A 22,365-nucleotide genomic window follows, 5' to 3' on the forward strand; every position below is an offset into this window, starting at 1 on the left:
TGAGTGATAAGTAGTAAAAGCAATCAGTACAAATTATTTAGCGTGCGTCTGTAGACTTTGGCGAATGCTGGCGGCAAAGTCACTGACATAGTGAAAGTGTTGGTGCTGCGAGTTTTTATCAATAATAAAGGCTTTGGCTTGCTGGCACATCGCGCTTAGGTCATCGATAAGCTCTTGGTAGCTTAGGTTTTCTTCTCCTGCGCGCTCAATCAGCTGTAGCTCATGCAGCAAGGTCTGCTGCTGTGCTTGATTGATACAGGCATAGTTGAGATTGACCATCGCTTGACCCAGCGCCTTTAGGACCATGGCATCAGCTGCGGCATAGCGCCGAATCTCTCCAAGTGAGGTATTGATGAATTCTGATATTTTGGGCGTATAAGTCACCACGGCCAAGATAGCCACGCGCTGCTGCGCCACCACTTGTTTTGGTATGGTGGTATGCGGCGGTTTGTCACGGTGCTCGGCAGGTACATAAAAATGATAGGGGCTGGGCGGCTGACGACGCATCATAATGCTCAGACAACTGGTGAGCGATTGTACGCAGTTGACGGCTGTTTTTGGGTCATTGATACCAGGTGAGAGGGCGCGCACCGCAATCTCGGTCATCTGCCCCAGACTATAGGCGATATCATTGGAGTGTGCCAGTCGCTGCTCGATACGAATACAACCGGCAAAGCGCTGCCAAAACATACCATCAGGGGCACGAGGCACCACGGCCAACTGCGGCGTTGCGGTTTTTTGCCGATTATTGGGATGGTCTGTCGGACGTTGATAAAAATGCCCAATGACGTTTTTGTCAGTGACATAATCACCGAGGTTGCTCTGTAGATGCACCACGCCGCCATACTCTTGAGTCAGGGTGATTAATGACTCCAAATAAATGTGCTGCAGGTAGCCCGATTGCGGCGGATAAATCGGCGTTGCCTGCCAATAGCGAAACTGCTCGACATCGTGTTGCTCGACATCGCGCTGATGCTGGATATCACAATAATCGCCATACCAGTAGTGAATATTATTAATGGCATCGTTACTGGCGTTTTGAATGACGTGCGAGGCCTGAATAGCGTGGACCATGTGCTGGACAAAATAGACCAATAAGAGCGCACAGATGATCGCCATGATAATCCCAAAGGTCACCGCCAATTGCGGTACGCCAAAGGCCACATCATACTTATGAATCGACTTGAGTACCAACAAGCTATAGCTAAAGGTGCCAATAAACGCCCCTAAGACAAACTGATTTGGTGTGTCTGTCAAAAAGTTGCGTAATAGCCGTGGGCCAAACTGAGAGGAGGCCATCGAAAGGACAGCGATAGTAATTGAGAACGTCGTACCTGCAACGCCCAATACAGCGCCAGCAATCGAGGTCATGATGGCGCGAGCCGCATCGTCATCGCCCGTAAAAGCAAAGGTAATCTCTCGAACGGTCTCGCGGTCAAAGTGCTGATCTATCGTCACCAATACTGGCGCCAGTAAGATGCCGGCGATGACGCAAGCAGTCGGAATAAACCAATAAGAGCCGATCAACTCCTGCCACAAGTTTCTTAAACGATCGGGCAGGTCAGCCAATGTCTGTAACGACCAAAGCTGCGAAAACGCCTTCATCCTCTGCAATGAAAACATGAATAGTCGTTTAAAAAAGCCGCTTTCAGGGTGTTTGTCCAATGTTCGCGCTCCAAAAATGACTGACGAGATCGTATATAGTGAATCTATTTTAAAATAGGTACCGTCCTATAGGTATTCATTTTTCTTGCGTGCTATGTCTACGTCCTATAACTGGTTCAAAATAAAGTGGTGATAAATTTAAGCGTGTCACTGAAGTAATCTTTTGATTGTTTATTACCTTATCATATAAATAATAATGATGAAAAATTTAGTAAAAATAAGCCCCTATCATAGGAGCTTATTTTTAACATTATTATGTATTTAGCTGATTAGACTATACAACCAAGTGCTTATCGCGTTGCTTACTCTCGCTAGTGTAGAGGGTTGTTGCTGATGATTACTGTTGGCACTTGCCAACTGCATTTGCATGGTGTCTGTCGTCACTGCTTGTTTTTGCATACTATCTATTATCAGTGGTAGGTTTTTGCCAGCGCTAGATAATATCAAGCTTGAGTTTTGCGTGAGCATCGTCCATTTTTGATTACCGCCATTATTACAACCATAACGAATTAAGCGTGCTCGATTATTATTCAAATAGCCATTTTCTAAGTCAAAGCATTGATTGCCTTGCTTGATGGCATTGGCGGATACATCCATTTGCCAAACTTGCGAGCTTGCTTGATCATTACAAGGGGCTAGGTTAATGACATTGCCACCTTGCGGCATTAGGCACTGATCTAGTGCCATTTTATTGTGGATACGACCTTTGCTGTCTTGAATCCATTGCTCAGAGTCATCTCCTGTGCAAGCACTTGGTCCGCTGATAAAAGCATTGAGCTTACCATCTTCTAAAGTCTCAACCTTAAGGCAGTTTTTACCATTCATGAGTGGACTGGCATGGGCTAGAGGTTGATCGTTTTGAAGTTCTAATTCGTTGACGAACTTATGAAAGGCAGTGATGACATCTGGTCCGCCCTCGACTAAATCATTACGATAAACATTGACCCAACGATTTAAGCGATACATGGTCTGTTGTTGTTGCTCATAACGCTCGAGTACCTGAAAGGCAAGCGGGCTGAGTGCTTGACTGAGCGCATCACGATCATCTTTATAAGAGTGGTATATCAGCTCACCCTCGGCGTCCAAATTGATAGTCGGGTTGGCCGATTGATCGATAAGTTGCCGCGCTAATAGTGGTAATTCGATCTTTCTTAAGGCGCTAAAGCCATGCTCTTTGCCAAAGGTAACGGCTGGCTTGATGGGGTCGCTATATGGACCAATAGCGGTTGATGATAATAATACCTGTGCTTCGTTGGCTTTTTTACAATACAAATCGACTTTGCTAGGGTTTTCAGAAATCGCTAAATTGACGTGAAATTTATTGGCATTGCTATTGCCATTCATGCGATGAGGGGCAAGGGCAATGTTATTGACCATGTTGTTACTGTAAGTAACGGTCAGCCAGCAGCTAGCGACGTCAGCTGAACTACTCGCCGCCGGTAAGTCAAAGACGTTACCCCAGTTACCACGCGCTGCCGGATAGATAATACCCTTTTGGGTGACAGGGTCATAACCGCCTAAAATAGTATAAACAGGCACGCCTTGCAAACGCGGTCTTAAATAGTTGCCATCGGCGCTGTTGTACCAAACATTATTAGATCGTGGTACTTTTGGTTGTGCGATCTGCATTTTTTGACGCTCAGCATCCCATTTTTTATAGCCCGTCGGTGAGTCACTGGCAAACATATAACGATCAAATGCTGGCTGGATTTTGGTTTTTGTACTATAGCCGGTGTAATGAGTATAGCGCGAGATGTCACTGTTATTAGAGCCACCAGACATGGCGTCACGACCATAGCTGTATAGACCTAAGAAAGTAGGTGAGTCTTCAGTACCGGCACCGACGTCTTTTCGCCACCATTCAAAGTTACCACGCATTCTATTTCTAAGGGGCATGTAACCCCAACCACTATCGGCATGGTGCTCTGACCAGAATTTTTTATCACCAACTTTACCTGGATAATGCCCCAATCCATAATGATGGCCAATTTCATGACTAAACTCATTACCGACCGAGTCAATCAAAGTCAGCATACCATTGCCACCGCTCAAGCCGTGGTTGAATGTACCGTTGGCGTATTTGCCACGTGCGTGGTGCGCATTGACATTTTGGGTGAGCTGCGGCTGCTCTTGGCTTAACATTGATGCGCTAGTGACGCCCCAGTTGGCAAGGTTAATACCGACGCCAAAGGTTGATTTGCCTGTGTTTTCGCGCATATCACCCCTGTATACGCTGCCATCTGAGCTGCTACCTGAAGCCGTATCATAAATAGTACCGTTCGCTACCATCACCCGATCAAGCACGACGTCATCGTATTTAGCAACGGTCATCTTTGCTGCTGGAATGGTTTGGAAATAATCTGCGCCCGCCTTTTCTGGCTGTAGCAGCATATAATGACCATTGTTGTTTACAGTCACTGGGCTCAAAAGACCAAGACGAATGTTGGTTAAGACCAGCTCACCTGGCGCCGCAAAGTCTATTTTATTTTCTAGTAATTCACCGCTACGATTTTGTTCATCGACAATGCGAATCTTAAGGCCGCTTTGTACTTCATCCCAGTTGAGTTTGGTTGACCAAGCGCGCTTACTATAGGCGACCCGTGGTCTATCATCGCTGTTGTTTTGGTCAGATGGTGGGATTTGGGTCGGGTCGTCTAAATTGACCCTGCGTAATAGCAGACCATCTTGATAAATCTCAGCAATCAGTTGATTGGTCGCGCCCATCTCAAGTGTAGGCGTGACCAATAATAACGCCTCTTTTTCTGCAGTTAGGCGGGGCATGTTTTTGGCTTCGTTGCCTTGGGGGTCTACCGTATGATTTTGCCCAAATTGAATCATGGCTTGGAATGAGCCAGTCAAGTCAGAACGGATCTCTCGCGTTTTACCGGCACCGTTATAGTCAAAGAAGCCTAATTGATAATAATCAGCGCGGTCTTTTTGTGGTTCTGGATATTTGATCGGCGTGCTTGGTTCCAGCGGCGTTAATGGCTCACTAGGTTTGATTGGCGTACTTGGTTCAAGTGGTGTTAATGGCACGCTAGGTTTGATCGGCGTACTTGGTTCCAGCGGCGTTAATGGCTCACTAGGTTTGATCGGCGTACTCGGCTCAAGTGGTGTTAATGGCTCGCTAGGTTTGATTGGCGTACTTGGTTCAAGCGGTGTTAGCGGCTCACTTGTATCAGGCGGAACCATAACAGGCGGCTTATCAGATGGTGCAGGCTGTGTGTTGTCATCATTACCTTCACCGCATGCAGATAACATTATAGAGATGATGCCGATACTTATGGTCTTTAATGGAAATGCTGTGCTATGTGTCAAAAGAATACCCCAACAAATGTGTTGCTGGGAATATAACAGCTATATTAATGAACTGTACTACATTTGTTTATTTGTTTCCAATTAGCTTTCTTTTATCTATTTTAGCAAATCTAATTTTTATCATTAGAGCCACGTTTAGGGTTGTCTGCTTCGGTGATGATTGTGCTTTTGTGTCCCCATCTGCTGGTTTGTGGAGACGGCGGCGTTTTTGGGTCTATAGGAATGATGATTTCATTATCATGTGCATCACATTCAACCTTACTGTCCTTGTCATAAGCGGCTGGATCAAAATGCGGGGTCGCTGCTGTGTCGGCTGACTGCTGGGCTGAGCTGTTAGGAGCGGCTTGCGATGTTTTTCTAAATTCAGGTTTTTTAAACAAAGGGTGTGGGGTGTTTTTATTCATGCCTTTATTGTCAGAACTTTTGCGCGGTTCGGCGTTGGTAAAGATAACATTCAACGGTAAATCTAGCTGCTGCTTGGCATAGGCTTCTGTGTGCTCAAATCGATCCACTAGGAGGCTGAGCCATGGCTTTTGCTCTTCCACTCTCATCTCATCGAGTTCGTCTTTGATCGGCAAAGGGTAGGGCAGAGTGCGATAAAAATCCCACAATGTCATCTTGCTCAAGTCTTTTTTGAGTACATAATCCTCATCTTCGGTCATGGTGATGAGGTTGCTGTCTTGAAGGTAGTTGATATAGGTGTACCATTTGGGTAGCTCTTTGCGTCCTAACACATTGCGCAGGGCTTGCTCACTGACCGCTTCACCTTTTAGATGATGGGTGTACACGAGGTTTAACATATCGAGCAAGCTGAGCAGCGGATGGCGCGGGTAGACTTCTTCGGTCTCAAAAATCGTCAAGGTATAGCTGATCTCAACGCCTAACAAAATCAAATTCCAAGACAGATATATCCATAACAAAAAGATAGGCAAGGCGGCAAAGGCGCCATAAATGGCTTCATAGCTGGTAAAGTTTGCCATCACTGTGCCAAACAGATGCTTCATCAGCTCAAAGATAATCGTCACCAAGACCCCAGCGATGGCTGCATTTTTTGCAGGCACACGGGCTTTGGGGATAAACCAATACATCCCTATAAAGCCGGCCATGGTGATACCAACCGACACCACTTGTACCCAAAACCCCCAATCAATACCGTAGCCTGCTATTTGGCGATTTAAAAAACTCAAGCTTTGTACTGTGCTCGAAGCGATAAACGCCGTACCCAAGACCATAGGCCCCAAGGTCACAATCGTCCAATAGCGCAGCAGACTCTTTATACCACCTGAGCGGCTCTCCACCCGCCAGATTTGATTAAAAGCACGCTCAATGGTGGTCAAGGTCATGATGGTGGTAAAAAATAACACCATGGCGCCGATGATGGTGAGGTTCGATGATTTTTCAGCGAAGCTATTGATATATTCACTGACTTGCATGCTCGATTGCGGCAATAAGTTGCTATAGATTACCTCGTATATCTGCGCTCTGACGGATGCCAGTGCCGGTACAGAGGACAGTATCATGAGCAAAACGGTCAATACAGGTACGATCGACAGCATGGTGGTATACGTAAGGGAGGCGGCTTTTTGCTGGCAGTTGTCTTCAAAGAAGTGCCGCGTCAAAAACCGTAAAAACTGGAACCAACGCTGATGTAAAAATGGGAGTCTTTTGCTTAAGTTTTCCATAGTGACCGTTTAGCAAGAAGTAGAGAGACAATAGTGTAACAAAGATGCGTCGTTATCATCTGCCGTTTAATTGTGTCAAAATGCACAGTTGCTCTTTGATAAGGCGTCACGTAGCTGAAGTAGGTGGTCGTAAAATAGTCGTCAGCTGGTTTGCATGTCGGTGAATGACTGGGGCATAATGAGCACATCATCGCATCGCCCATCGCGGGCGATATCGTTATTGATCGATAAATAATGACACATAGATAATAATATCAATGATTTTATGAGGAAGGACGGTTAATGAGTCAGGCCAACCCTTACGTTTTGGTGCTTTATTATTCAAATTATGGCACGACGAAGACATTAGCATACGCCATCGCTCAAGGTATCGAAGAGGCTGGGATGACAGCGCGCATCCGTACAGTGCCGACCGTCGCGCCTGAGACCACGTCCAGCAAACCTGCGATTCCTGATGAGGGCGATCTGTATTGCACTATGGACGATCTCAAAGACTGTAGCGGCCTTGCACTCGGTAGCCCCACTCACTTTGGCAATATGGCCGCGCCCATGAAATACTTTTGGGACAATACGGTCACGCTCTGGCTAGCGGGCAATCTACAAAACAAGCCTGCTTCGGTATTTACGGCGACAGGCTCGATGCATGGTGGCCAAGAGTCTACATTGCTGACGATGATGTTGCCATTGATGCATCACGGTATGATCATCGTTGGAGTGCCGTATGCTGAGCCTGCACTGAATCGGACGCATCGCGGCGGCACGCCTTATGGTGCCAGTCATGTAAGCGGTGCATTGCATGATCAGCCAGTCTCTGATGATGAGCGCGAGCTCGGTATCGCTCAAGGTCGGCGTTTGGCGATTAGTGCTCGCGCATTGGCGCAGGCCAATTGGCAACGATAAACGGCTTTTATCTTCTACTACCTTTATCTCTTACTATACTGTCAGTAGCCCCCAATCGTCGCTGCTGTGAATTAGGAAACCTGTATCTCTAATGGCTACCAACCACTCTGATAGCGACACCCATAGCAACGCGCCAGCTGTAGAATCTGGGCGCGCGGCCACACCGCAAAAACCTATTACGCCCATGCGTCAGCGCTTGATGATGACGTGGCTGATTTGGTTGGTATATAGACTGCTTGGGTTGCCTATCTTGATCAATGTGTTGAATGCCAGTCACCCTGATATTGTAGGCGGTATTGCCTGGCAAGCCTTGTGGCTGCTACCTGCCTTTATTTTGACGCCATGGATCGTGCGCGGGCGCTCGCCTTATGCGTTATTGGTCGGTAGTATGTTTACTCTAGTATATTTGGGCGCAAGTGGCGTGGTGCTGTTTACTCGCGTGTATGGCAGCAGCTGGGCGGAAATAGCGGTATATTTGTTTGATTTTGTATTGTTGTTTGCTATCAATGTTTGGCTGTTTATTTTACTAAAACGCCTGCCATCGATGAATAATGTCGTCAAGAAGCCGCGCGCTCGCTAGATTGGTTTTTACCTTTGCTATTGGCATAAAAAATCTTAGATAACAAAAAGATTGGATAAAAAAAGCGGCACTCCCATGCAGAGCGCCGCTTTTTTTTAAGACTCGCTCAACGTCAAGTGAGCGATAAGCTGGAATTTAATTGACCTTAGTCAGCTCTAAGTCCATCTTTTTACCATCGTTGGTTTGACTGACTTTTATGGGCAAATAATCCAAGCTCGGTGCTAACCAAAAGCTGGTTGAGCGGTCATTGTCGTCATGAATACGGTCAACACGGACAGTATCAAAGGTACCGGCTGGCACCGTGATTTTGGTATTGCCCGATTTTTTAAATGGCGTTTTTTCTACCTTGTCTTTTTTGGCCATGTAGTAGTTACCAGAGAACTTACCGTTTAGCAAATCTTGACGAATTTGTACCTCAAGACTTAAGTCATCAAAGGCTTGCTGCGCCATATCCATGGTCGTGGTTTTACCTTTATAGGTACTGGTGACTTTTTTGCTGCTTGGGTTAAAGCTTAGCTTGTGCGTACGGCCAAGACCCAGCAGTTTATAAGTGGTGCTGGCCTGCGTCGGAATGACGTTGCTGCCTTTGATGGTAAAGGTACTGCTTTGCGACGCATTGGCAACACCAGCCACCCGTGCTTTGACATTGTACTTCCAAGTATTGCCTGATTTTCCTAACGTACGGATGGCGGTGCCTTTGTATTTGTCTTCTACCGTAAAGCTATAACTGGCACTAGAGGGCTGGACGGTTTTGGCGCTGGCGAGGGTGGGTGCGGTCATACTCAAGGCTCCAATAGCAGCAATGCTCACGCCTGTGGTGAAGGCGGATAATACTGTCGACTTGCTGCGGGCAGGGTTATTGATGTTAGATTTAGATATAAAGCTCATAGATAGTCCTTAATAAATTCTGTTTAACACTGTCTGTTTAACACTAATTGAGCAGTGGTAACTTATTGCTATTATTATGATCTCAGAGACTATCATGGTCATACTCTGTTACACTTTCAAGGCAGGCGCTCCCAAGTGACGTTTGCCTCTTGTAGCCAATGTTGCTAGCCACGCGATCGCCCTATCTTTACGTAACTTGCTGTAAAACCAGTAACGCTGCCCACTCAGTTGCTTAATAAGGCTGCCTGATAGCTAGGATAACAGCAGGATAAAAAATTCTTGTAAATTTTTGGTTTTTACACTTGAACCAAACACCCCCTGCCCCCACTTTTTGATACAAGCTCAATGCTTATCTATGAGATGTCACTTTTTGGTCACATTTCTTATAGATACTGGTCTTGAGACCATTAATTCAAATAAACCCTTTAACGTTATAACCAACTTTTGGAGTCATATCGATGAACATTCGTCCTTTACATGACCGTATCGTCGTTCGCCGCGTAGAAGAAGAGCAAAAGACTGCTGGTGGTATCCTGCTACCTGGTTCGGCACAAGAAAAACCATCACAAGGTGAAGTGTTGGCAACAGGCAATGGTCAGATTCGTGACAATGGCGACATTCGCGCGTTAGATGTAAAAGCTGGCGACAAAGTCTTGTTCGGTCAATATGCTGGTCAAACCGTGAAAGTTGACGGCGAAGAACTACTTATTATGAAAGAGTCTGATGTGTTGGGTGTGCTAGAAGGCTAGTCCTTTTGAGTAAGATTAAGTACTCAGCATATTTTTGACCATAGACGTCTGTAATGACCTATATCTAAATCTAATGGCGCTCATTTAAGACGTCAAGCTGGTCAATACACTATCGACTCATTTGAATGTATTTTTATATTTATAATAATGGAGTAAGTTAACATGGCAAAAGATGTAAAATTCGGTATTGATGCTCGTAAACAAATGATGGACGGTGTCAACGTTTTGGCAAACGCCGTGAAAGTCACGCTAGGCCCTAAAGGTCGCAACGTGGTGATCGACAAGTCTTTTGGCGCGCCAACCATCACTAAAGACGGTGTTTCGGTTGCCAAAGAGATCGAGCTTGAAAACAAATTTGAAAATATGGGCGCGCAGTTGGTTCGTGAAGTCGCGAGCCGTACCAACGATGTCGCTGGTGACGGTACCACGACTGCAACCGTACTTGCTCAATCAATTTTGCAAGAAGGCATGAAGTCTGTCGCTGCTGGCATGAACCCAATGGATCTTAAGCGCGGTATCGACAAAGCGGTACGCGAAGCGGTTAGTGAGATTCATAACCTATCTACGCCAGCTGATGATCACAAAGCAATCGCTCAAGTAGGTTCTATCTCTGCCAACTCAGACGCCAAAATCGGTGAGCTGATCTCGCAAGCGATGGAAAAAGTCGGTAAGCAAGGCGTTATCACGGTTGAAGAAGGTTCAAGCTTTGAAGATACCCTAGAAGTGGTTGAAGGTATGCAGTTTGACCGTGGTTATATCAGCCCATACTTTGCCAACAAGCAAGACAGCCTAACTGCTGAATTTGAAAACCCATATATCTTATTGGTTGACAAAAAAATCAGCAACATCCGTGAAATCGTGCCATTGCTTGAGCAAGTCATGCAGCAAAGCAAGCCATTGCTAATCATTGCTGAAGACGTAGAAAACGAAGCATTGGCTACGCTAGTGGTCAACAACATGCGTGGCGGCCTAAAAACTTGTGCCGTTAAAGCACCAGGTTTCGGCGATCGCCGTAAGGCCATGCTAGAAGATATCGCAACGCTCACTGGCGGTACGGTCATCTCTGAAGAGATTGGTTTGAGCCTTGAGACTGCGACTCTAGAGCAATTGGGTACTGCGAAAAAAGTCACTGTTGGTAAAGAAAACACCGTTATCGTTGATGGTGCTGGTAACAAAGCAGACATCGATAACCGCGTTGAATCTATCAACCGTCAAATCGCAGAGTCTACCTCTGACTACGATAAAGAAAAGCTACAAGAGCGTGTGGCCAAACTGGCAGGCGGCGTAGCAGTTATCAAAGTCGGCGCGGCTACTGAAACAGAAATGAAAGAGAAAAAAGACCGCGTTGACGATGCGCTACATGCCACTCGCGCTGCGGTTGAAGAAGGCGTCGTCCCTGGTGGCGGTGTTGCGTTAGTGCGTGCGATGAATGCCTTGTCTGACCTAACTGGCGACAACGACGACCAAAACGCAGGTATCAACATCCTACGCCGTGCGATGGAAGCACCACTACGTCAAATCGTGACCAACGCAGGCGAAGAAGCGTCAGTAGTCGTCAACGAAGTGAAAGGCGGTAGCGGTAACTATGGCTACAACGCTGCGAGTGGCGAATATGGCGATATGCTAGAGATGGGTATCCTTGACCCTGCCAAAGTATCACGCTCAGCGCTAGAAAACGCCGCCTCTGTTGCTGGCCTCATGCTAACAACTGAAGCGATGATTACCGATCTACCAGAAAAAGAAGACCCAATGGCTGCTATGGGCGGCGCTGCTGGTGGAATGGGCGGTATGGGTGGAATGGGCGGCATGATGTAATTCTACTTCTGCTACAAAGCGATTTCTCTTTGTCAGACGCGCTCAATGTACAATAGGTACTATTTTCGCTCGTCTTCCTCGACAAATCGCTTTTCGCTAGAAGTATGACTAACATCATAAAGTCTGTTTGACTATTAAGAGCTCTGTTATCGTTAAGATAGCAGGGCTTTTTTTGATGACGGTTTTTATTCCAGTTTTCCCAAACAAAACCCCCGATAGGCTAAGCTTATCGGGGGGTTTCTATATAAAATAAGTATGTTTTGGCTAAAAGATTACGCATCTGCCTCATCACGACGAAACGTCCACGTCTTATCGTCGGACAGCTCATCGACATAGTAATATCCTGCCAAATCAAACTGCTTTAACTGCTCAGCCTTGGTCAGCTTATTGTCAGCGGCGTATTTGACCATCAATCCACGGGCTTTTTTGGCATAAAAGCTAATTACTTTATAGTTGCCGTTTTTTTCGTCCTCAAATCTAGGCGTGATAACCTTAGCATTTAACGTTTTCTTTTTTACCGACTTAAAATACTCATTAGACGCTAAATTAATCAATACCTTGTCTTCGCTATTTGCCAGCCGCGCATTGATTACCTTGGTGACTTCCTCGCCCCAAAACTCGTATAAGTTGTCTCCGCGCTCATTTTTTAGCTTAGTGCCCATCTCTAAGCGGTACGGCTGAATTAAGTCGAGCGGCTTTAATACGCCATACAGCCCCGACAAAATACCCAAATGCTCATTGACGTAGATGGCAGTGTCCTTGTCCATACCATACATATCGAGACCCGTATAAACATCGCCATCAAAGAGATAAGCGGCAGGTTTGGCGTTTTCGGTGGTAAAAGGTTTGTCATTATCCCATTGCCACTGCTGGTTGCGCGCCGCATTGAGCTGCGCCAGATCATCCGAGATACTCATCAGCGCTTGCAAATCAACCGGCTCTTTTGTCTTTAGTATTTTCATTAGTGCCTGTGCGTGGTCAATCAGCTCAGGCTGGCTATAGTAGTTGCCTAGATTGACAGGGATATCGTCTGTCTCATTTAAAGACTTGGCAGGTGAGAGTAAAAAATACATGGCTAATCCTTATTCTGTGAAGTCAATGATTTATCCATCGCGGTGTCAAGTGCTCTGATTATACCTTATATGCAATTTTAACGTGATTTAAGGTCATGGTTGGAGAGGTTTTGCTGCTTTATCGAATAATAATAAACATTTGAAGGGAGGGTAGGATGGCCAGTACGCTATATTTGGCAAGGGGTTAGCTTTCGTAGAAAAATAAAAGTTTTTAATATAACAATAAAAGTTATCCAGATGGTGTAAATGCCTAACTTTTAATTTTACTTGTTGGTCACCATTAGGCAATGAAAGTTGGCGGATGATGTCTCTATAATAAAAAGACATGATGGTGATGTAGTCATCATTTATTAAATTGATAGCCTTTGGTCAAAACCTTGAACCAACAACGACCAAAGGTTTTTTTGTCCCCTGTGCTTTTTAAATGTGCGTTGAGGGTATTAAAGGTAGTCATTGAGACGTAAATAAAGTCATTAGACGTAAGTAAGGAGACGGTATGAAAATCGGTGTAATCAGTGCAGATATCGCAAGCGAGAGCCGTGTCGCGCTAACCCCAGACGCGGTCAAAAAACTGCGTAAGCTTGGGTTTGAGGTCGTCATCCAGTCAGGTGCAGGGCAAGCAGCCTACTATGCTGATGCGCTGTATCAGGCGGCAGGAGCCGACATTGCCAGCAGTAGTGCCGAGGTGATTGCCCAGTCTCAAATTATTACCACCATTCACGATTTGCCCACCGAAGTGACAGAGCATTTGAGCGCAGGCCAAATCGTCGTCGGTATGCTAGACCCTTACCGCAATACGCAGCTAGACACTTATGCTGCTAAAGGCGTTACGGCCTTTGCGATGGAGCTATTGCCGCGCACACTGTCACGCGCGCAAAACATGGATGTGCTGTCGTCACAAGCCAACCTTGCAGGCTACAAAGCAGTGCTGCTGGCGGCCAATGAATACTCGCGTCCATTTCCGATGTTTATGACCTCGGCAGGGACAGTAAAGCCCGCCAAGGTGGTTATCTTGGGCGTCGGTGTTGCAGGGTTACAAGCCATCGCGACAGCCAAGCGTTTGGGCGCGGTGGTAGAAGCCAGTGACCTGCGCCCTGCTGCGAAAGAACAAGTGGAGTCGCTTGGCGGTAAGTGGCTGGATGTGCCAATGAGTGACGATGAAGCACAAAAAGCCAAGGCAACGGGCGGCTATGCGTGGACGCCATCAGGACAATATATCAAAGACCAAGCTGCAGTCGTCGACAAAGCATTAAGCAATGCTGATATTGTCATTACCACAGCACAAATTCCTGGTCGTCAAGCCCCGCGCTTGGTTCATCAGGCAACCCTTGCCAAAATGAAAGCTGGTTCGGTGCTGATCGACATGGCAGCTGGCACAGGCGGCAACGTCGAGGGCAGTGCGCCAAATGAGACCGTCATCACAGACAATGGCGTGCGTATCGTTGGCGCGGCCAATATCCCATCACAGCTAGCGGCGCAGTCTTCAGACTTGTATGCCAATAACCTTGTCAACTTTATCACCACCTTAATTGCACCAGCTGCTACAGATGATGCGTCAGCAAACAAACTGGCACTGAACTTAGATATGGAAGATGAGATTCAGGGTGCACTGGCAGTGACCCACGACAACCAAGTACGCTTGGCCAAACGCTAGTCCTTGCTGGTCGCCATGCATTTGCCAGACACGAATAAATTTTTAGGAGGATAAGATGATTGCCACCATTTTAGCGGCAGCGCCTGCCGGTGCCGCCATGAGTAGCACACCATTTGTCGCGATTTTTACCGTATTTGTACTCGCTATCTTTGTTGGATATTACGTCGTCTGGGGCGTGACCCCAGCGCTGCATACGCCATTGATGGCGGTGACCAACGCCTTATCAAGTATCGTGATCGTCGGTGCGATGCTACAGACCGTCCATATCGACGGCTCGATGATTACCCCGACCAGTTTGCTTGGTGCTTTTGCCGTATTTTTGGCCAGTATTAATATCTTTGGTGGTTTTGCGGTGACTGAGCGCATGCTCGCAATGTTTAAACCTAAAGCAAAAAAAGCACCTGCTCTTGAAGCCAGCTCGACGAAAAGCGGAGGTGATGCATGAGCGATTTAACCCAATTTATTGCCACCAATGCAGATTGGTTTTATTTAGTCGGCGCTATCCTCTTTGTTTTAACGTTACGCGGATTGTCGAGTCCAAAGACAGCGATTCGTGGTAACCGCTTTGGTATGGCAGCGATGGCGATTGCTGTTATCACCACCTTTTTCTTAGCAGAAGGTCCTGTACTGTGGTTGATCATCGGTGCGATGATCTTAGGTGCCATCGTCGGCATGTGGAAAGCAAAAACCGTCGCGATGACGCAAATGCCAGAAACCGTGGCGTTGATGCACTCATTTGTCGGTTTGGCGGCGGTGGCGATTGCGCTGGCCACGGTACTACATACTGAGCAGCAGCATGGCGCGGTTGCCCGTGTTGAGCTATTTATCGGTTGCTTTATCGGTGCGATTACTTTTTCTGCCTCTGTCTTTGCTTTTGGTAAGCTTGCAGCAAAGAGCTGGGCAAAAACAGTCACGGGCGGCTGGGTAAAGCCTGTTCAAGCCTTGCTATTTATAGCGATGATTGGGTTTGGCGGGGTGTATTTTGTCACGGATTCCTTGCCCGCGTTTTATGCCATGGCAGTGATTGCAGTGATCTTTGGCTGGATGTGGATTGCGCCTATCGGCGGCGGTGATATGCCAGTGGTTGTGTCGCTACTGAACTCATTTTCAGGTTGGGCGGCAGCAGGTATTGGCTTTACGCTGGGCAACTCAATGCTTATTATCGCAGGTTCGCTCGTCGGTTCCTCAGGTGCGATTTTGTCTTATATCATGTGTAAAGCCATGAACCGCTCACTGCTTAATGTTCTATTTGGCGGTATGGGCACGTCAGCTGCAGCAGCAGGCGCTGATGATGGTGCACCAAAAACATACAAATCAGGCTCAGCAGAAGACGCAGGATTCCTCATGTCCAATGCCAGCAATGTGGTCATCGTACCAGGTTACGGTATGGCACAAGGCCGCGCGCAAAATGCGGTAAAAGAGCTATATGAACTGCTAAAAGACGAAGGTGTCAACGTTCGCTTTGCCATTCATCCTGTTGCTGGTCGTATGCCAGGGCACATGAACGTACTATTGGCAGAGGCCGACGTGCCTTATGACGATATTCTAGAGATGGACGAGATCAATTCCGACTTTGCCAGTACCGATGTGGTCTTGGTCATCGGTGCCAACGACGTCGTCAACCCGTCAGCAAAAGACGATCCGACATCTCCTATCTTTGGTATGCCCATTTTAGAAGCCAACAAAGCGCAAACGGTAATGGTCATCAAGCGTTCGATGAGCACCGGCTATGCAGGTCTTGATAACAGCCTCTTCTATATGGATAAAACTATGATGATCTTTGGCGATGCCAAAAAGATGGTCGAAGAGATGGTTCGTAGTATCAATGGCGGCGGTCATTAATCGCTAAAACCAGCTTTTTAGCACAAGTTTTGAGTATATTTTCTTAAATAAAAAAGTCACTTAGGTGGCTTTTTTGCGTTAAGGTAGGTCACCTTTCTATTCAGTTAGACTTTATACAAAATCAGAATTAAGAGAGTCATTTATGAACATGTTGATACGTTTTTTTATTATGACCAGTTTGCTAAAACAGCAGCGTAATAAACAGTCAGTAAAACAGCGTCTGAGCGCTGAGATGTTGGCCGCACCAATAGTGCGTCAGTACCGTGTCTTGCCGCACGATATGGGGTTTCGCGATCATCTGCCTAATTATCGTTATTTGTCCTTTATAGAATTAAACATCACCAACTGGCTTATAACTTGCTGTCATCAAAAAGGGATAAAAAGTCTTGGCTGGATTATTGCCATGCAAGAGATGGTCTATCTCAAAGAAATTAAATTTCTAAATAAAATGACAGTAAATAGCGTGCTTGTCGGTTGGGATAAAAAATATGTGTATTTTGAAACGCGGTTTTTTGTCAAACATCAATTGATGGGTATTGGGATGACGAAGTTTGTCTTGACTGATAAAAAAGGAAAGTGCGCGCCAGAGCTATTGGATATGCTCGGCGAGCAGACCAATGACGTCATCGACTCATGGAATGCGCATCAAGTAGCGATAAAGTCTGCGCCAGCTGCTCACTAGCTGACCTGAAGGCAGTTTGGCGAAACAACATGGCTATAATCGGCTGCCGAAGTTTGGTACGATGTAGGCTGCTAAATCGATAAAAGAACTGACAAACGATCGCACCACTCAACCTAATATTTTTAACTGACACAAGCTAAGGAGCCACCATGACCCCGCAAAAACTAAAATGGACAGACAGCCTCGATATCGCCATTGAGCTTTATGAGAAGTTTCCAGAGGTCGACCCGCAGTACATTCGTTTTACTGATTTGCACCGCTGGGTGACTGAGCTTGAAGGCTTTGATGATGATCCGCAGCGCTCAAACGAAGGTATTTTAGAAGCCATTCAGATGAATTGGATAGATGAAGCTGATTAAGGCCATTTTCTTCTTTAGTAGCACATCGAATAACAATAACAGAGAACAACAGGGCAGGCAGCATCATGACGTCTCAAATTAAAGAGTTAGCCGAAGCGATAGCTTGTAAGGGTATTAGCATTCGTACCACCAATCACGCCGAGACGCGTCACGAAACGGCGAAACTGGGCCGCTTATGGCAAAAGTTTTATCAAAATCACATGGGCGACTTGCCAGAAGGTGAAGATATTTATGGCGTTTACCATAATTATGAGAGCGATGATTTGGTCGGCGCTTTTGATGTGGTGGCCAGTTGGGAGGTGACGGGTGAAGCTGAGGCATCAAGCGCGCCTAACCCTGCAGGCAGTTTGGTCTCGGTAAATGTTCCTGCAGGCAAGTATTTGGTTTTCTCTGAAACAGGCAATATGCCAAATACGGTGATGAACGCTTGGGAAAAGGCATGGGAGTACTTTAACGATCCGAACTGTGAGCACGCTCGCAACTTTGATGTAGACTTTGAGCACTATATCGATGGGAATTTAGAGTACGGCCAAGTCGCCCTTTATATAGGTATTAAATAAAGCCGTAACTATAGTCAATCCTAAATAGAACAGATACATTATATATCAAGGTGGAACTGGTCTAAATTTTCCTTGCGTGCTGTGCCTACGCAGACAGAGGCTGCGAAAATTTATCCCAGTCCCACTGTATTGTTTTTATACTGAATTCACTATAGCTAACAACTTAAATGAGTTTTGAGCCAAAGCCGCCCATAAAAAAGCGCCAGTCATCTAAGACTCGCGCTTTTTTACTTTTCAGCTTTATCTACACAGTTAATCTAATAATAAATTTTCCAAAATTCCTTCATATATCTGCGCAAGCTTACCCAAGTCATTCACTTCTACTTTTTCATCGACCTGATGAATGGTGGCGTTACGGACACCAAGCTCAACCACTTGCGCACCAGTCGGTGCGATAAAGCGTCCATCGGATGTACCACCTGATGTCGATAGCGTCGTGTCTGTACCTGTGACTGACTTAATCGCATTTTGACAGGCTGAAACCAGTTTACCTTCAGGGGTCAAAAACGGCTGACCGGATAATTTCCATTGGATATCATAACTGGCTTTGCTATCAGCAAAATGCTTATCAAAGATAGCATGGGTTTTTGCTTTGAGTTCTTCTTCACTGGTTTCGGTAGAAAAGCGAAAGTTAAAGACGACCTCTAAGGTTTCGGGGATGACGTTGGTTGCGCCCGTACCACCATTGATATTTGAGACTTGTAAAGTTGTGGGCGGGAAGTAGTCGTTGCCGTTGTCCCAAGTTGCTGATGTCAGTTCGCTAAGCGCCGCCATCGCTGCATGGATAGGGTTGCAGGCCAGATGCGGATAAGCGACGTGACCTTGCTTACCAGTGACGGTGAGTACTGCACCCAACGAGCCGCGGCGGCCGTTTTTGATAATATCGCCTAGCGTATCAGTACTTGAGGGCTCACCAACGAGGCAGTAAGTGATTTTTTCTTGGCGAGCCTCTAAGGTTTCAATTACCTTCACCGTGCCATTGATAGAAGGGCCTTCTTCGTCTGAAGTAATTAAAAAGGCAATCGAGCCGTTGTGCTCAGGGTGATTCGCGACGAAACGCTCGGCGGCGATAGTAAAGGCTGCAATGCCCGTTTTCATATCTGCCGCGCCGCGCGCCCAAAGATAGCCGTCTTTTATGGTTGGGGTAAAGGGCGGATAGGTCCAGGTTTTCTCGTCGCCCGTCGGTACGACATCGGTATGGCCAGCAAAACATATCACAGGGTCGGCTGTACCACGGCGTGCCCAGAGGTTTTTGACTTCCGCGTGCTCGCCGCTCTGCTCTTTATTACCAAAGTACATAAACTCGCAGTCAAAGCCTGCTTTTGCTAGGCGAGACGACAAAATATCTTGGCAGCCATCATCATCTGGAGTGACGGAAGGGCGCTCAAGTAAAGCGATACTTAAATCCAGTGTTTGCTGCTGATGAGTCATGTTTTGATTGTGAGCGTCAGACATGAAAAAACCTTTTTATTATAAAGTGAGAGGATAAGATTTTAGATTACAGCCTAGGCCGTGTTACACATTACATTCAGCCATGGCACAAGCCGTAGCGGCTTATGATAGATTTCTACGTTTTACATACTATCTTCAACAAACGGCACCAAACCATCTCGGCGCATCCACGTAGCGATAGAGTAGCGTTGCCGATGAGCGATTTGTACTTGGTGTTGCAAATCGCTATCAAATATGACTAACCTATTGGCAACAGGCATGACACTGTGATGGCTGCCGTGTTTATCAATGATTTCTAACGCGCCGCCATCGCTGGCTGTCCATTCATCATTAAGATAAAAAACCGCTGAGATAACACGCTCATCGCGGCCCGCAGGATTATCGCTGTGCCATTGATAACCAAAGCCTGCCGGATAGCAGGCATAGTGTGCTTCACTATGGCGAATTCCTGCGAACAAGCTTTGATTGAACAAAGCCGCTAGCGCGTTGATGGACTGCAAGTAATAAAACCCAGCAAAAAAGTTTTTTGTGATCCAGCGGATGCGATCGCCGCGTATGTCACTGATGCGAACACCAGCTGTTAGTTCGGCGTCTCGGTATTGGACAAACCCACTCTCTGCTTGCAACGCTAGCAACGCTGTATGCGTAAACACCTCATCGATTACTATCCAACCATCATCGACGAGCTGATCGAGCTGTTTATCGGTTAGCCTATCATCCCAGCACACCTCAAAGTCTGACATCTGCAAGGCATCTTGGCTCAATGACTTATCGTCTATGTCAGCGCAATTAGGGCTGTATGGGGTGAATCGCGGCGGATTGTCAGGACCTATCGGATGGTCGACCACCAGCTTTGTCACATTTAGGTTGCTAATAATCTTAGTCATCTCACCTCGTTATTATCAATCAGCTGGCATTCAAAGCCCTTTTATTAAGAGCATTTACCAAAACCACATTATCTTTTACGCTGCCTATGCTACCATAGATGCAATTTTTCTTACTTTAAACTTTTGAGATTATGAACTATAAACACGCCTACCACGCTGGTAACTTTGCTGATGTGGTAAAACACATTTTATTGGTACAACTGCTTAATCAGCTAAGCCAAAAAAACAAACCCTTTTATGCGCTCGACGCTTACGGTGGTCGCGGTCTTTATTCACTCAGCAGTGAAGAAGCGCGCAAAACTGGTGAAGCCGAGGGCGGCATCAAAGCATTGTTAAAGCTCGATGACACCAAGATGGCACAAGCCCCAGCGGCTGTCAAAGACTATCTAGCAGGCATCAAGCAAGCCAAAGCCACTTATGATAATAAAGTCTATCCGGGTTCGCCATGGTGGATTGCCCATCATATCGAAAAAAACCCAGACACTGGCGTACGCGGCGAAGCGTTTGAGGCCAAAGCCAGCGAGTATGACGCGCTCAATTACCAATTGTACAAACTGCCCATTGGCATTCATCACCGTGATGCGTTTGAAGGCGTCACCGCCGTGATTCCGCCAGCCGAGCGCCGCGGTCTTATTTTTCTAGACCCCCCTTATGAGCAAGAGCATAAAGATTTTACGCGTCTTATCAATTTACTCGTCGCCGCCTATAATAAATGGCCACAAGGCACATACGCACTTTGGTTCCCGATCAAAAACATCGAAGCCGTTGAGCTGTTTTATAAAAAACTCAAGCGTACCGAGATGAGACGTCAGCTGGTCTGTGAGCTAAATATCTATCCAAATGATGTCGCCGTGGGTCTCAATGGCACAGGTTTGCTCGTCATCAATCCGCCATGGCAATTTGATAGTCATGCCCGTGAAATATTGCGCTTTTTGCAGCCTGCTTTAAAAGTCGCTGATGCGCCAGAGTTGACACCTGATAGTGCCACCAATGTCCGCTGGCTAGTTGGCGAATAAGGATACCGTTATGACGACTGAGCAACCATCTCACCATAGTTTAAATGATAATGCCGCAACTCAGCCGCCTTTTATTGACGAGCATGAGTTCAACATTCGCATGGCGGATAATGATAATTATGATGGCTTAACGTTTGAGGTGATTGAGACAGAGGTTGCAGAGGGTCAGCCGGTGGTCAGCCGTGGTGTCTATTTGGCCCCCAATTTGATTACCACCTTGTCGTTGTTGTCTGGCTTTTATTCGATTTTGGCCAGTACCCAAGGATCGTTTTACAAAGCCTCGCTGGCTATATTTTTGTCGGCGATTTTAGATGGTGCTGATGGCCGCGTCGCACGCATGCTCAATGCGCAGAGCCCCTTTGGCGAGCAGTATGACTCTTTAGCAGACATGCTGGCCTTTGGAGTTGCGCCTGCGATTTTGGTATATAGTTTTGCGTTGCAGCCGCTAGGCCGCATTGGTATTGGCTGTGCTTTTGTTTTTACCGCTTGCGCCGCTTTTCGTCTAGCGAGGTTTAACGTACAGATAGGCGAAGTTGATAAAAAATACTTTGTCGGTTTGGCCAGTCCACTGGCGGCTATATTGGTCACGTCCGCTGTCATGGTCGCGGTCGATCATAATGAGTGGGTCGGACAGTATGATACCGCTATTATGATCTTGTTTGCGGTGTGGGTTGTTATCTGTGGTCTGCTGATGGTCAGCAATGTCAAATACTATAGCTTTAAAGAGTTTGATAAAAAGAAAGTCCCATTTGTGGTACTTATCATTGGAGTGTTGATCATGAGCATCGTCCTCTATGACATTCCTGTTGGCATTTTAGCCATTGGCATTCTCTATGCGTTGTCGGGTATTTTTACGACGATTAAAGCTAAGAGTCGTCATTAAATATTATAAGAGCTTGTTTTGTATCACATCTTCACCTGTGCTAAAGGAGTTTACCGATAGGTAAGCTCCTTTTTTGTGAGAGGCGTTATCATATAAAGAGCGTAAACAGGGTTCGGTAGGGATAGCCAATCACCACTGCTAATTACTACTGATAGTCTTAAGTAGTTGTTTTAGAGAGATGTAAGACAAGAAATATAAACTATTTCAAATAAAAGGTTAAAACACCCCTTGACCCCCACCCAAATACGCGTATAATGCCACCCAGTCGAAAGGGAAGGCCGATTAAAGAATGACTCATTTAAACAATGAATCACCATTCTAAAATCCTAGTCTAACCAACTAGTTTAAAATAAACTAAAT

General features: G+C 46.3%; 19 protein-coding genes. 12 read left to right on the plus strand and 7 right to left on the minus strand.

The window, feature by feature from the left end; translation table 11 throughout:
* Positions 1 to 33 precede the first annotated feature (33 nt).
* The 3 genes from R0I52_RS08910 to R0I52_RS08920 form a co-directional block, all read right to left on the minus strand.
* A complete protein-coding gene (locus R0I52_RS08910) occupies positions 34 to 1,623 on the minus strand; it encodes a DUF2254 domain-containing protein (RefSeq protein ID WP_317054017.1) in 1,590 nt (529 codons plus the stop codon).
* Positions 1,624 to 1,926: 303 nt separating this feature from the next.
* Positions 1,927 to 4,926, minus strand: a complete 3,000-nt coding sequence (locus R0I52_RS08915) for a M66 family metalloprotease (protein ID WP_317054018.1) — start codon at positions 4,924 to 4,926, stop codon at positions 1,927 to 1,929.
* 167 nt (positions 4,927 to 5,093) lie between these two features.
* A complete protein-coding gene (locus R0I52_RS08920) occupies positions 5,094 to 6,665 on the minus strand; it encodes a YihY/virulence factor BrkB family protein (RefSeq protein ID WP_317054019.1) in 1,572 nt (523 codons plus the stop codon).
* A 282-nt stretch (positions 6,666 to 6,947) separates the two neighbouring features.
* Here R0I52_RS08920 and wrbA point away from each other — a divergent pair, with 282 nt between their 5' ends.
* Both wrbA and R0I52_RS08930 read left to right on the plus strand, forming a co-directional pair.
* On the plus strand, positions 6,948 to 7,565 hold the full coding sequence (wrbA, locus tag R0I52_RS08925; protein ID WP_207969307.1) for an NAD(P)H:quinone oxidoreductase: 618 nt from the start codon (positions 6,948 to 6,950) through the stop codon (positions 7,563 to 7,565).
* Between the two features lie 91 nt (positions 7,566 to 7,656).
* Complete coding sequence (locus tag R0I52_RS08930) at positions 7,657 to 8,145, plus strand: hypothetical protein (RefSeq protein WP_317054020.1); 489 nt, start codon at positions 7,657 to 7,659, stop codon at positions 8,143 to 8,145.
* Between the two features lie 135 nt (positions 8,146 to 8,280).
* Here the strand turns inward: R0I52_RS08930 and R0I52_RS08935 are convergent, their stop codons facing one another.
* Positions 8,281 to 9,033 (minus strand): DUF3108 domain-containing protein, encoded by a 753-nt coding sequence (locus tag R0I52_RS08935; RefSeq protein ID WP_317054021.1) that lies wholly within the window; start codon positions 9,031 to 9,033, stop codon positions 8,281 to 8,283.
* A gap of 458 nt (positions 9,034 to 9,491) precedes the next feature.
* Here R0I52_RS08935 and R0I52_RS08940 point away from each other — a divergent pair, with 458 nt between their 5' ends.
* On the plus strand, positions 9,492 to 9,782 hold the full coding sequence (locus R0I52_RS08940; protein ID WP_075102316.1) for a co-chaperone GroES: 291 nt from the start codon (positions 9,492 to 9,494) through the stop codon (positions 9,780 to 9,782).
* Between the two features lie 162 nt (positions 9,783 to 9,944).
* Positions 9,945 to 11,597, plus strand: coding sequence for a chaperonin GroEL (gene groL / locus R0I52_RS08945; RefSeq protein ID WP_317054022.1), 1,653 nt, complete (start codon positions 9,945 to 9,947; stop codon positions 11,595 to 11,597).
* Positions 11,598 to 11,869: 272 nt separating this feature from the next.
* Here the strand turns inward: groL and yaaA are convergent, their stop codons facing one another.
* Complete coding sequence (yaaA, locus tag R0I52_RS08950) at positions 11,870 to 12,670, minus strand: peroxide stress protein YaaA (RefSeq protein ID WP_317054023.1); 801 nt, start codon at positions 12,668 to 12,670, stop codon at positions 11,870 to 11,872.
* Positions 12,671 to 13,166: 496 nt separating this feature from the next.
* On the opposite strand from yaaA, the gene R0I52_RS08955 reads away from it, so the two are divergent.
* From R0I52_RS08955 to R0I52_RS08980, 6 genes are all read left to right on the plus strand, one after another.
* Complete coding sequence (locus R0I52_RS08955) at positions 13,167 to 14,324, plus strand: NAD(P) transhydrogenase subunit alpha (protein ID WP_317054024.1); 1,158 nt, start codon at positions 13,167 to 13,169, stop codon at positions 14,322 to 14,324.
* A 97-nt stretch (positions 14,325 to 14,421) separates the two neighbouring features.
* Complete coding sequence (locus R0I52_RS08960) at positions 14,422 to 14,769, plus strand: proton-translocating transhydrogenase family protein (RefSeq protein WP_317054031.1); 348 nt, start codon at positions 14,422 to 14,424, stop codon at positions 14,767 to 14,769.
* A complete protein-coding gene (locus R0I52_RS08965; protein ID WP_317054025.1) occupies positions 14,766 to 16,166 on the plus strand; it encodes an NAD(P)(+) transhydrogenase (Re/Si-specific) subunit beta in 1,401 nt (466 codons plus the stop codon). The genes R0I52_RS08960 and R0I52_RS08965 overlap by 4 nt, the downstream gene beginning before the upstream one ends.
* A 142-nt stretch (positions 16,167 to 16,308) precedes the next feature.
* The gene (locus tag R0I52_RS08970) at positions 16,309 to 16,848 is read left to right on the plus strand and encodes an acyl-CoA thioesterase (RefSeq protein WP_317054026.1); all 540 of its coding nucleotides are present in this window, start codon (positions 16,309 to 16,311) and stop codon (positions 16,846 to 16,848) included.
* A 149-nt stretch (positions 16,849 to 16,997) separates the two neighbouring features.
* Entirely contained in the window at positions 16,998 to 17,207 is a 210-nt protein-coding gene (iscX, locus tag R0I52_RS08975; protein ID WP_071003236.1) for a Fe-S cluster assembly protein IscX, read from the plus strand.
* A 65-nt stretch (positions 17,208 to 17,272) separates the two neighbouring features.
* On the plus strand, positions 17,273 to 17,767 hold the full coding sequence (locus tag R0I52_RS08980; protein WP_317054027.1) for a GyrI-like domain-containing protein: 495 nt from the start codon (positions 17,273 to 17,275) through the stop codon (positions 17,765 to 17,767).
* Between the two features lie 252 nt (positions 17,768 to 18,019).
* Here R0I52_RS08980 and dapE read toward each other — a convergent pair whose 3' ends face one another.
* Together dapE and R0I52_RS08990 are read right to left on the minus strand one after the other, a co-directional pair.
* Entirely contained in the window at positions 18,020 to 19,222 is a 1,203-nt protein-coding gene (dapE, locus tag R0I52_RS08985; RefSeq protein ID WP_410524053.1) for a succinyl-diaminopimelate desuccinylase, read from the minus strand.
* Between the two features lie 119 nt (positions 19,223 to 19,341).
* Positions 19,342 to 20,106, minus strand: a complete 765-nt coding sequence (locus R0I52_RS08990) for a 2OG-Fe(II) oxygenase (protein ID WP_317054028.1) — start codon at positions 20,104 to 20,106, stop codon at positions 19,342 to 19,344.
* Positions 20,107 to 20,237: 131 nt separating this feature from the next.
* Here R0I52_RS08990 and R0I52_RS08995 point away from each other — a divergent pair, with 131 nt between their 5' ends.
* A complete protein-coding gene (locus R0I52_RS08995) occupies positions 20,238 to 21,122 on the plus strand; it encodes a 23S rRNA (adenine(2030)-N(6))-methyltransferase RlmJ (protein WP_075102326.1) in 885 nt (294 codons plus the stop codon).
* A 100-nt stretch (positions 21,123 to 21,222) separates the two neighbouring features.
* Positions 21,223 to 22,005: a CDP-diacylglycerol--serine O-phosphatidyltransferase gene (pssA, locus tag R0I52_RS09000; protein WP_317054033.1), complete on the plus strand. Its 783-nt coding sequence runs from the start codon at positions 21,223 to 21,225 to the stop codon at positions 22,003 to 22,005.
* Positions 22,006 to 22,365 lie beyond the last annotated feature (360 nt).

The organism is Psychrobacter sp. CAM01 (assembly GCF_032842965.1).
Classification (GTDB): Bacteria; Pseudomonadota; Gammaproteobacteria; order Pseudomonadales; family Moraxellaceae; genus Psychrobacter; species Psychrobacter celer.

Coding starts and splice junctions, on each gene's coding strand:
- R0I52_RS08910 (WP_317054017.1), bottom strand. CDS start 1,623: ATGTTTTCATTGCAGAGGATGAAGGCGTTTTCGCAGCTTTGGTCGTTA.
- R0I52_RS08915 (WP_317054018.1), bottom strand. CDS start 4,926: ATGTTATCTGCATGCGGTGAAGGTAATGATGACAACACACAGCCTGCA.
- R0I52_RS08920 (WP_317054019.1), bottom strand. CDS start 6,665: ATGGAAAACTTAAGCAAAAGACTCCCATTTTTACATCAGCGTTGGTTC.
- wrbA (WP_207969307.1), top strand. CDS start 6,948: ATGAGTCAGGCCAACCCTTACGTTTTGGTGCTTTATTATTCAAATTAT.
- R0I52_RS08930 (WP_317054020.1), top strand. CDS start 7,657: ATGGCTACCAACCACTCTGATAGCGACACCCATAGCAACGCGCCAGCT.
- R0I52_RS08935 (WP_317054021.1), bottom strand. CDS start 9,033: ATGAGCTTTATATCTAAATCTAACATCAATAACCCTGCCCGCAGCAAG.
- R0I52_RS08940 (WP_075102316.1), top strand. CDS start 9,492: ATGAACATTCGTCCTTTACATGACCGTATCGTCGTTCGCCGCGTAGAA.
- groL (WP_317054022.1), top strand. CDS start 9,945: ATGGCAAAAGATGTAAAATTCGGTATTGATGCTCGTAAACAAATGATG.
- yaaA (WP_317054023.1), bottom strand. CDS start 12,670: ATGTATTTTTTACTCTCACCTGCCAAGTCTTTAAATGAGACAGACGAT.
- R0I52_RS08955 (WP_317054024.1), top strand. CDS start 13,167: ATGAAAATCGGTGTAATCAGTGCAGATATCGCAAGCGAGAGCCGTGTC.
- R0I52_RS08960 (WP_317054031.1), top strand. CDS start 14,422: ATGAGTAGCACACCATTTGTCGCGATTTTTACCGTATTTGTACTCGCT.
- R0I52_RS08965 (WP_317054025.1), top strand. CDS start 14,766: ATGAGCGATTTAACCCAATTTATTGCCACCAATGCAGATTGGTTTTAT.
- R0I52_RS08970 (WP_317054026.1), top strand. CDS start 16,309: ATGAACATGTTGATACGTTTTTTTATTATGACCAGTTTGCTAAAACAG.
- iscX (WP_071003236.1), top strand. CDS start 16,998: ATGACCCCGCAAAAACTAAAATGGACAGACAGCCTCGATATCGCCATT.
- R0I52_RS08980 (WP_317054027.1), top strand. CDS start 17,273: ATGACGTCTCAAATTAAAGAGTTAGCCGAAGCGATAGCTTGTAAGGGT.
- dapE (WP_410524053.1), bottom strand. CDS start 19,222: ATGTCTGACGCTCACAATCAAAACATGACTCATCAGCAGCAAACACTG.
- R0I52_RS08990 (WP_317054028.1), bottom strand. CDS start 20,106: ATGACTAAGATTATTAGCAACCTAAATGTGACAAAGCTGGTGGTCGAC.
- R0I52_RS08995 (WP_075102326.1), top strand. CDS start 20,238: ATGAACTATAAACACGCCTACCACGCTGGTAACTTTGCTGATGTGGTA.
- pssA (WP_317054033.1), top strand. CDS start 21,223: ATGGCGGATAATGATAATTATGATGGCTTAACGTTTGAGGTGATTGAG.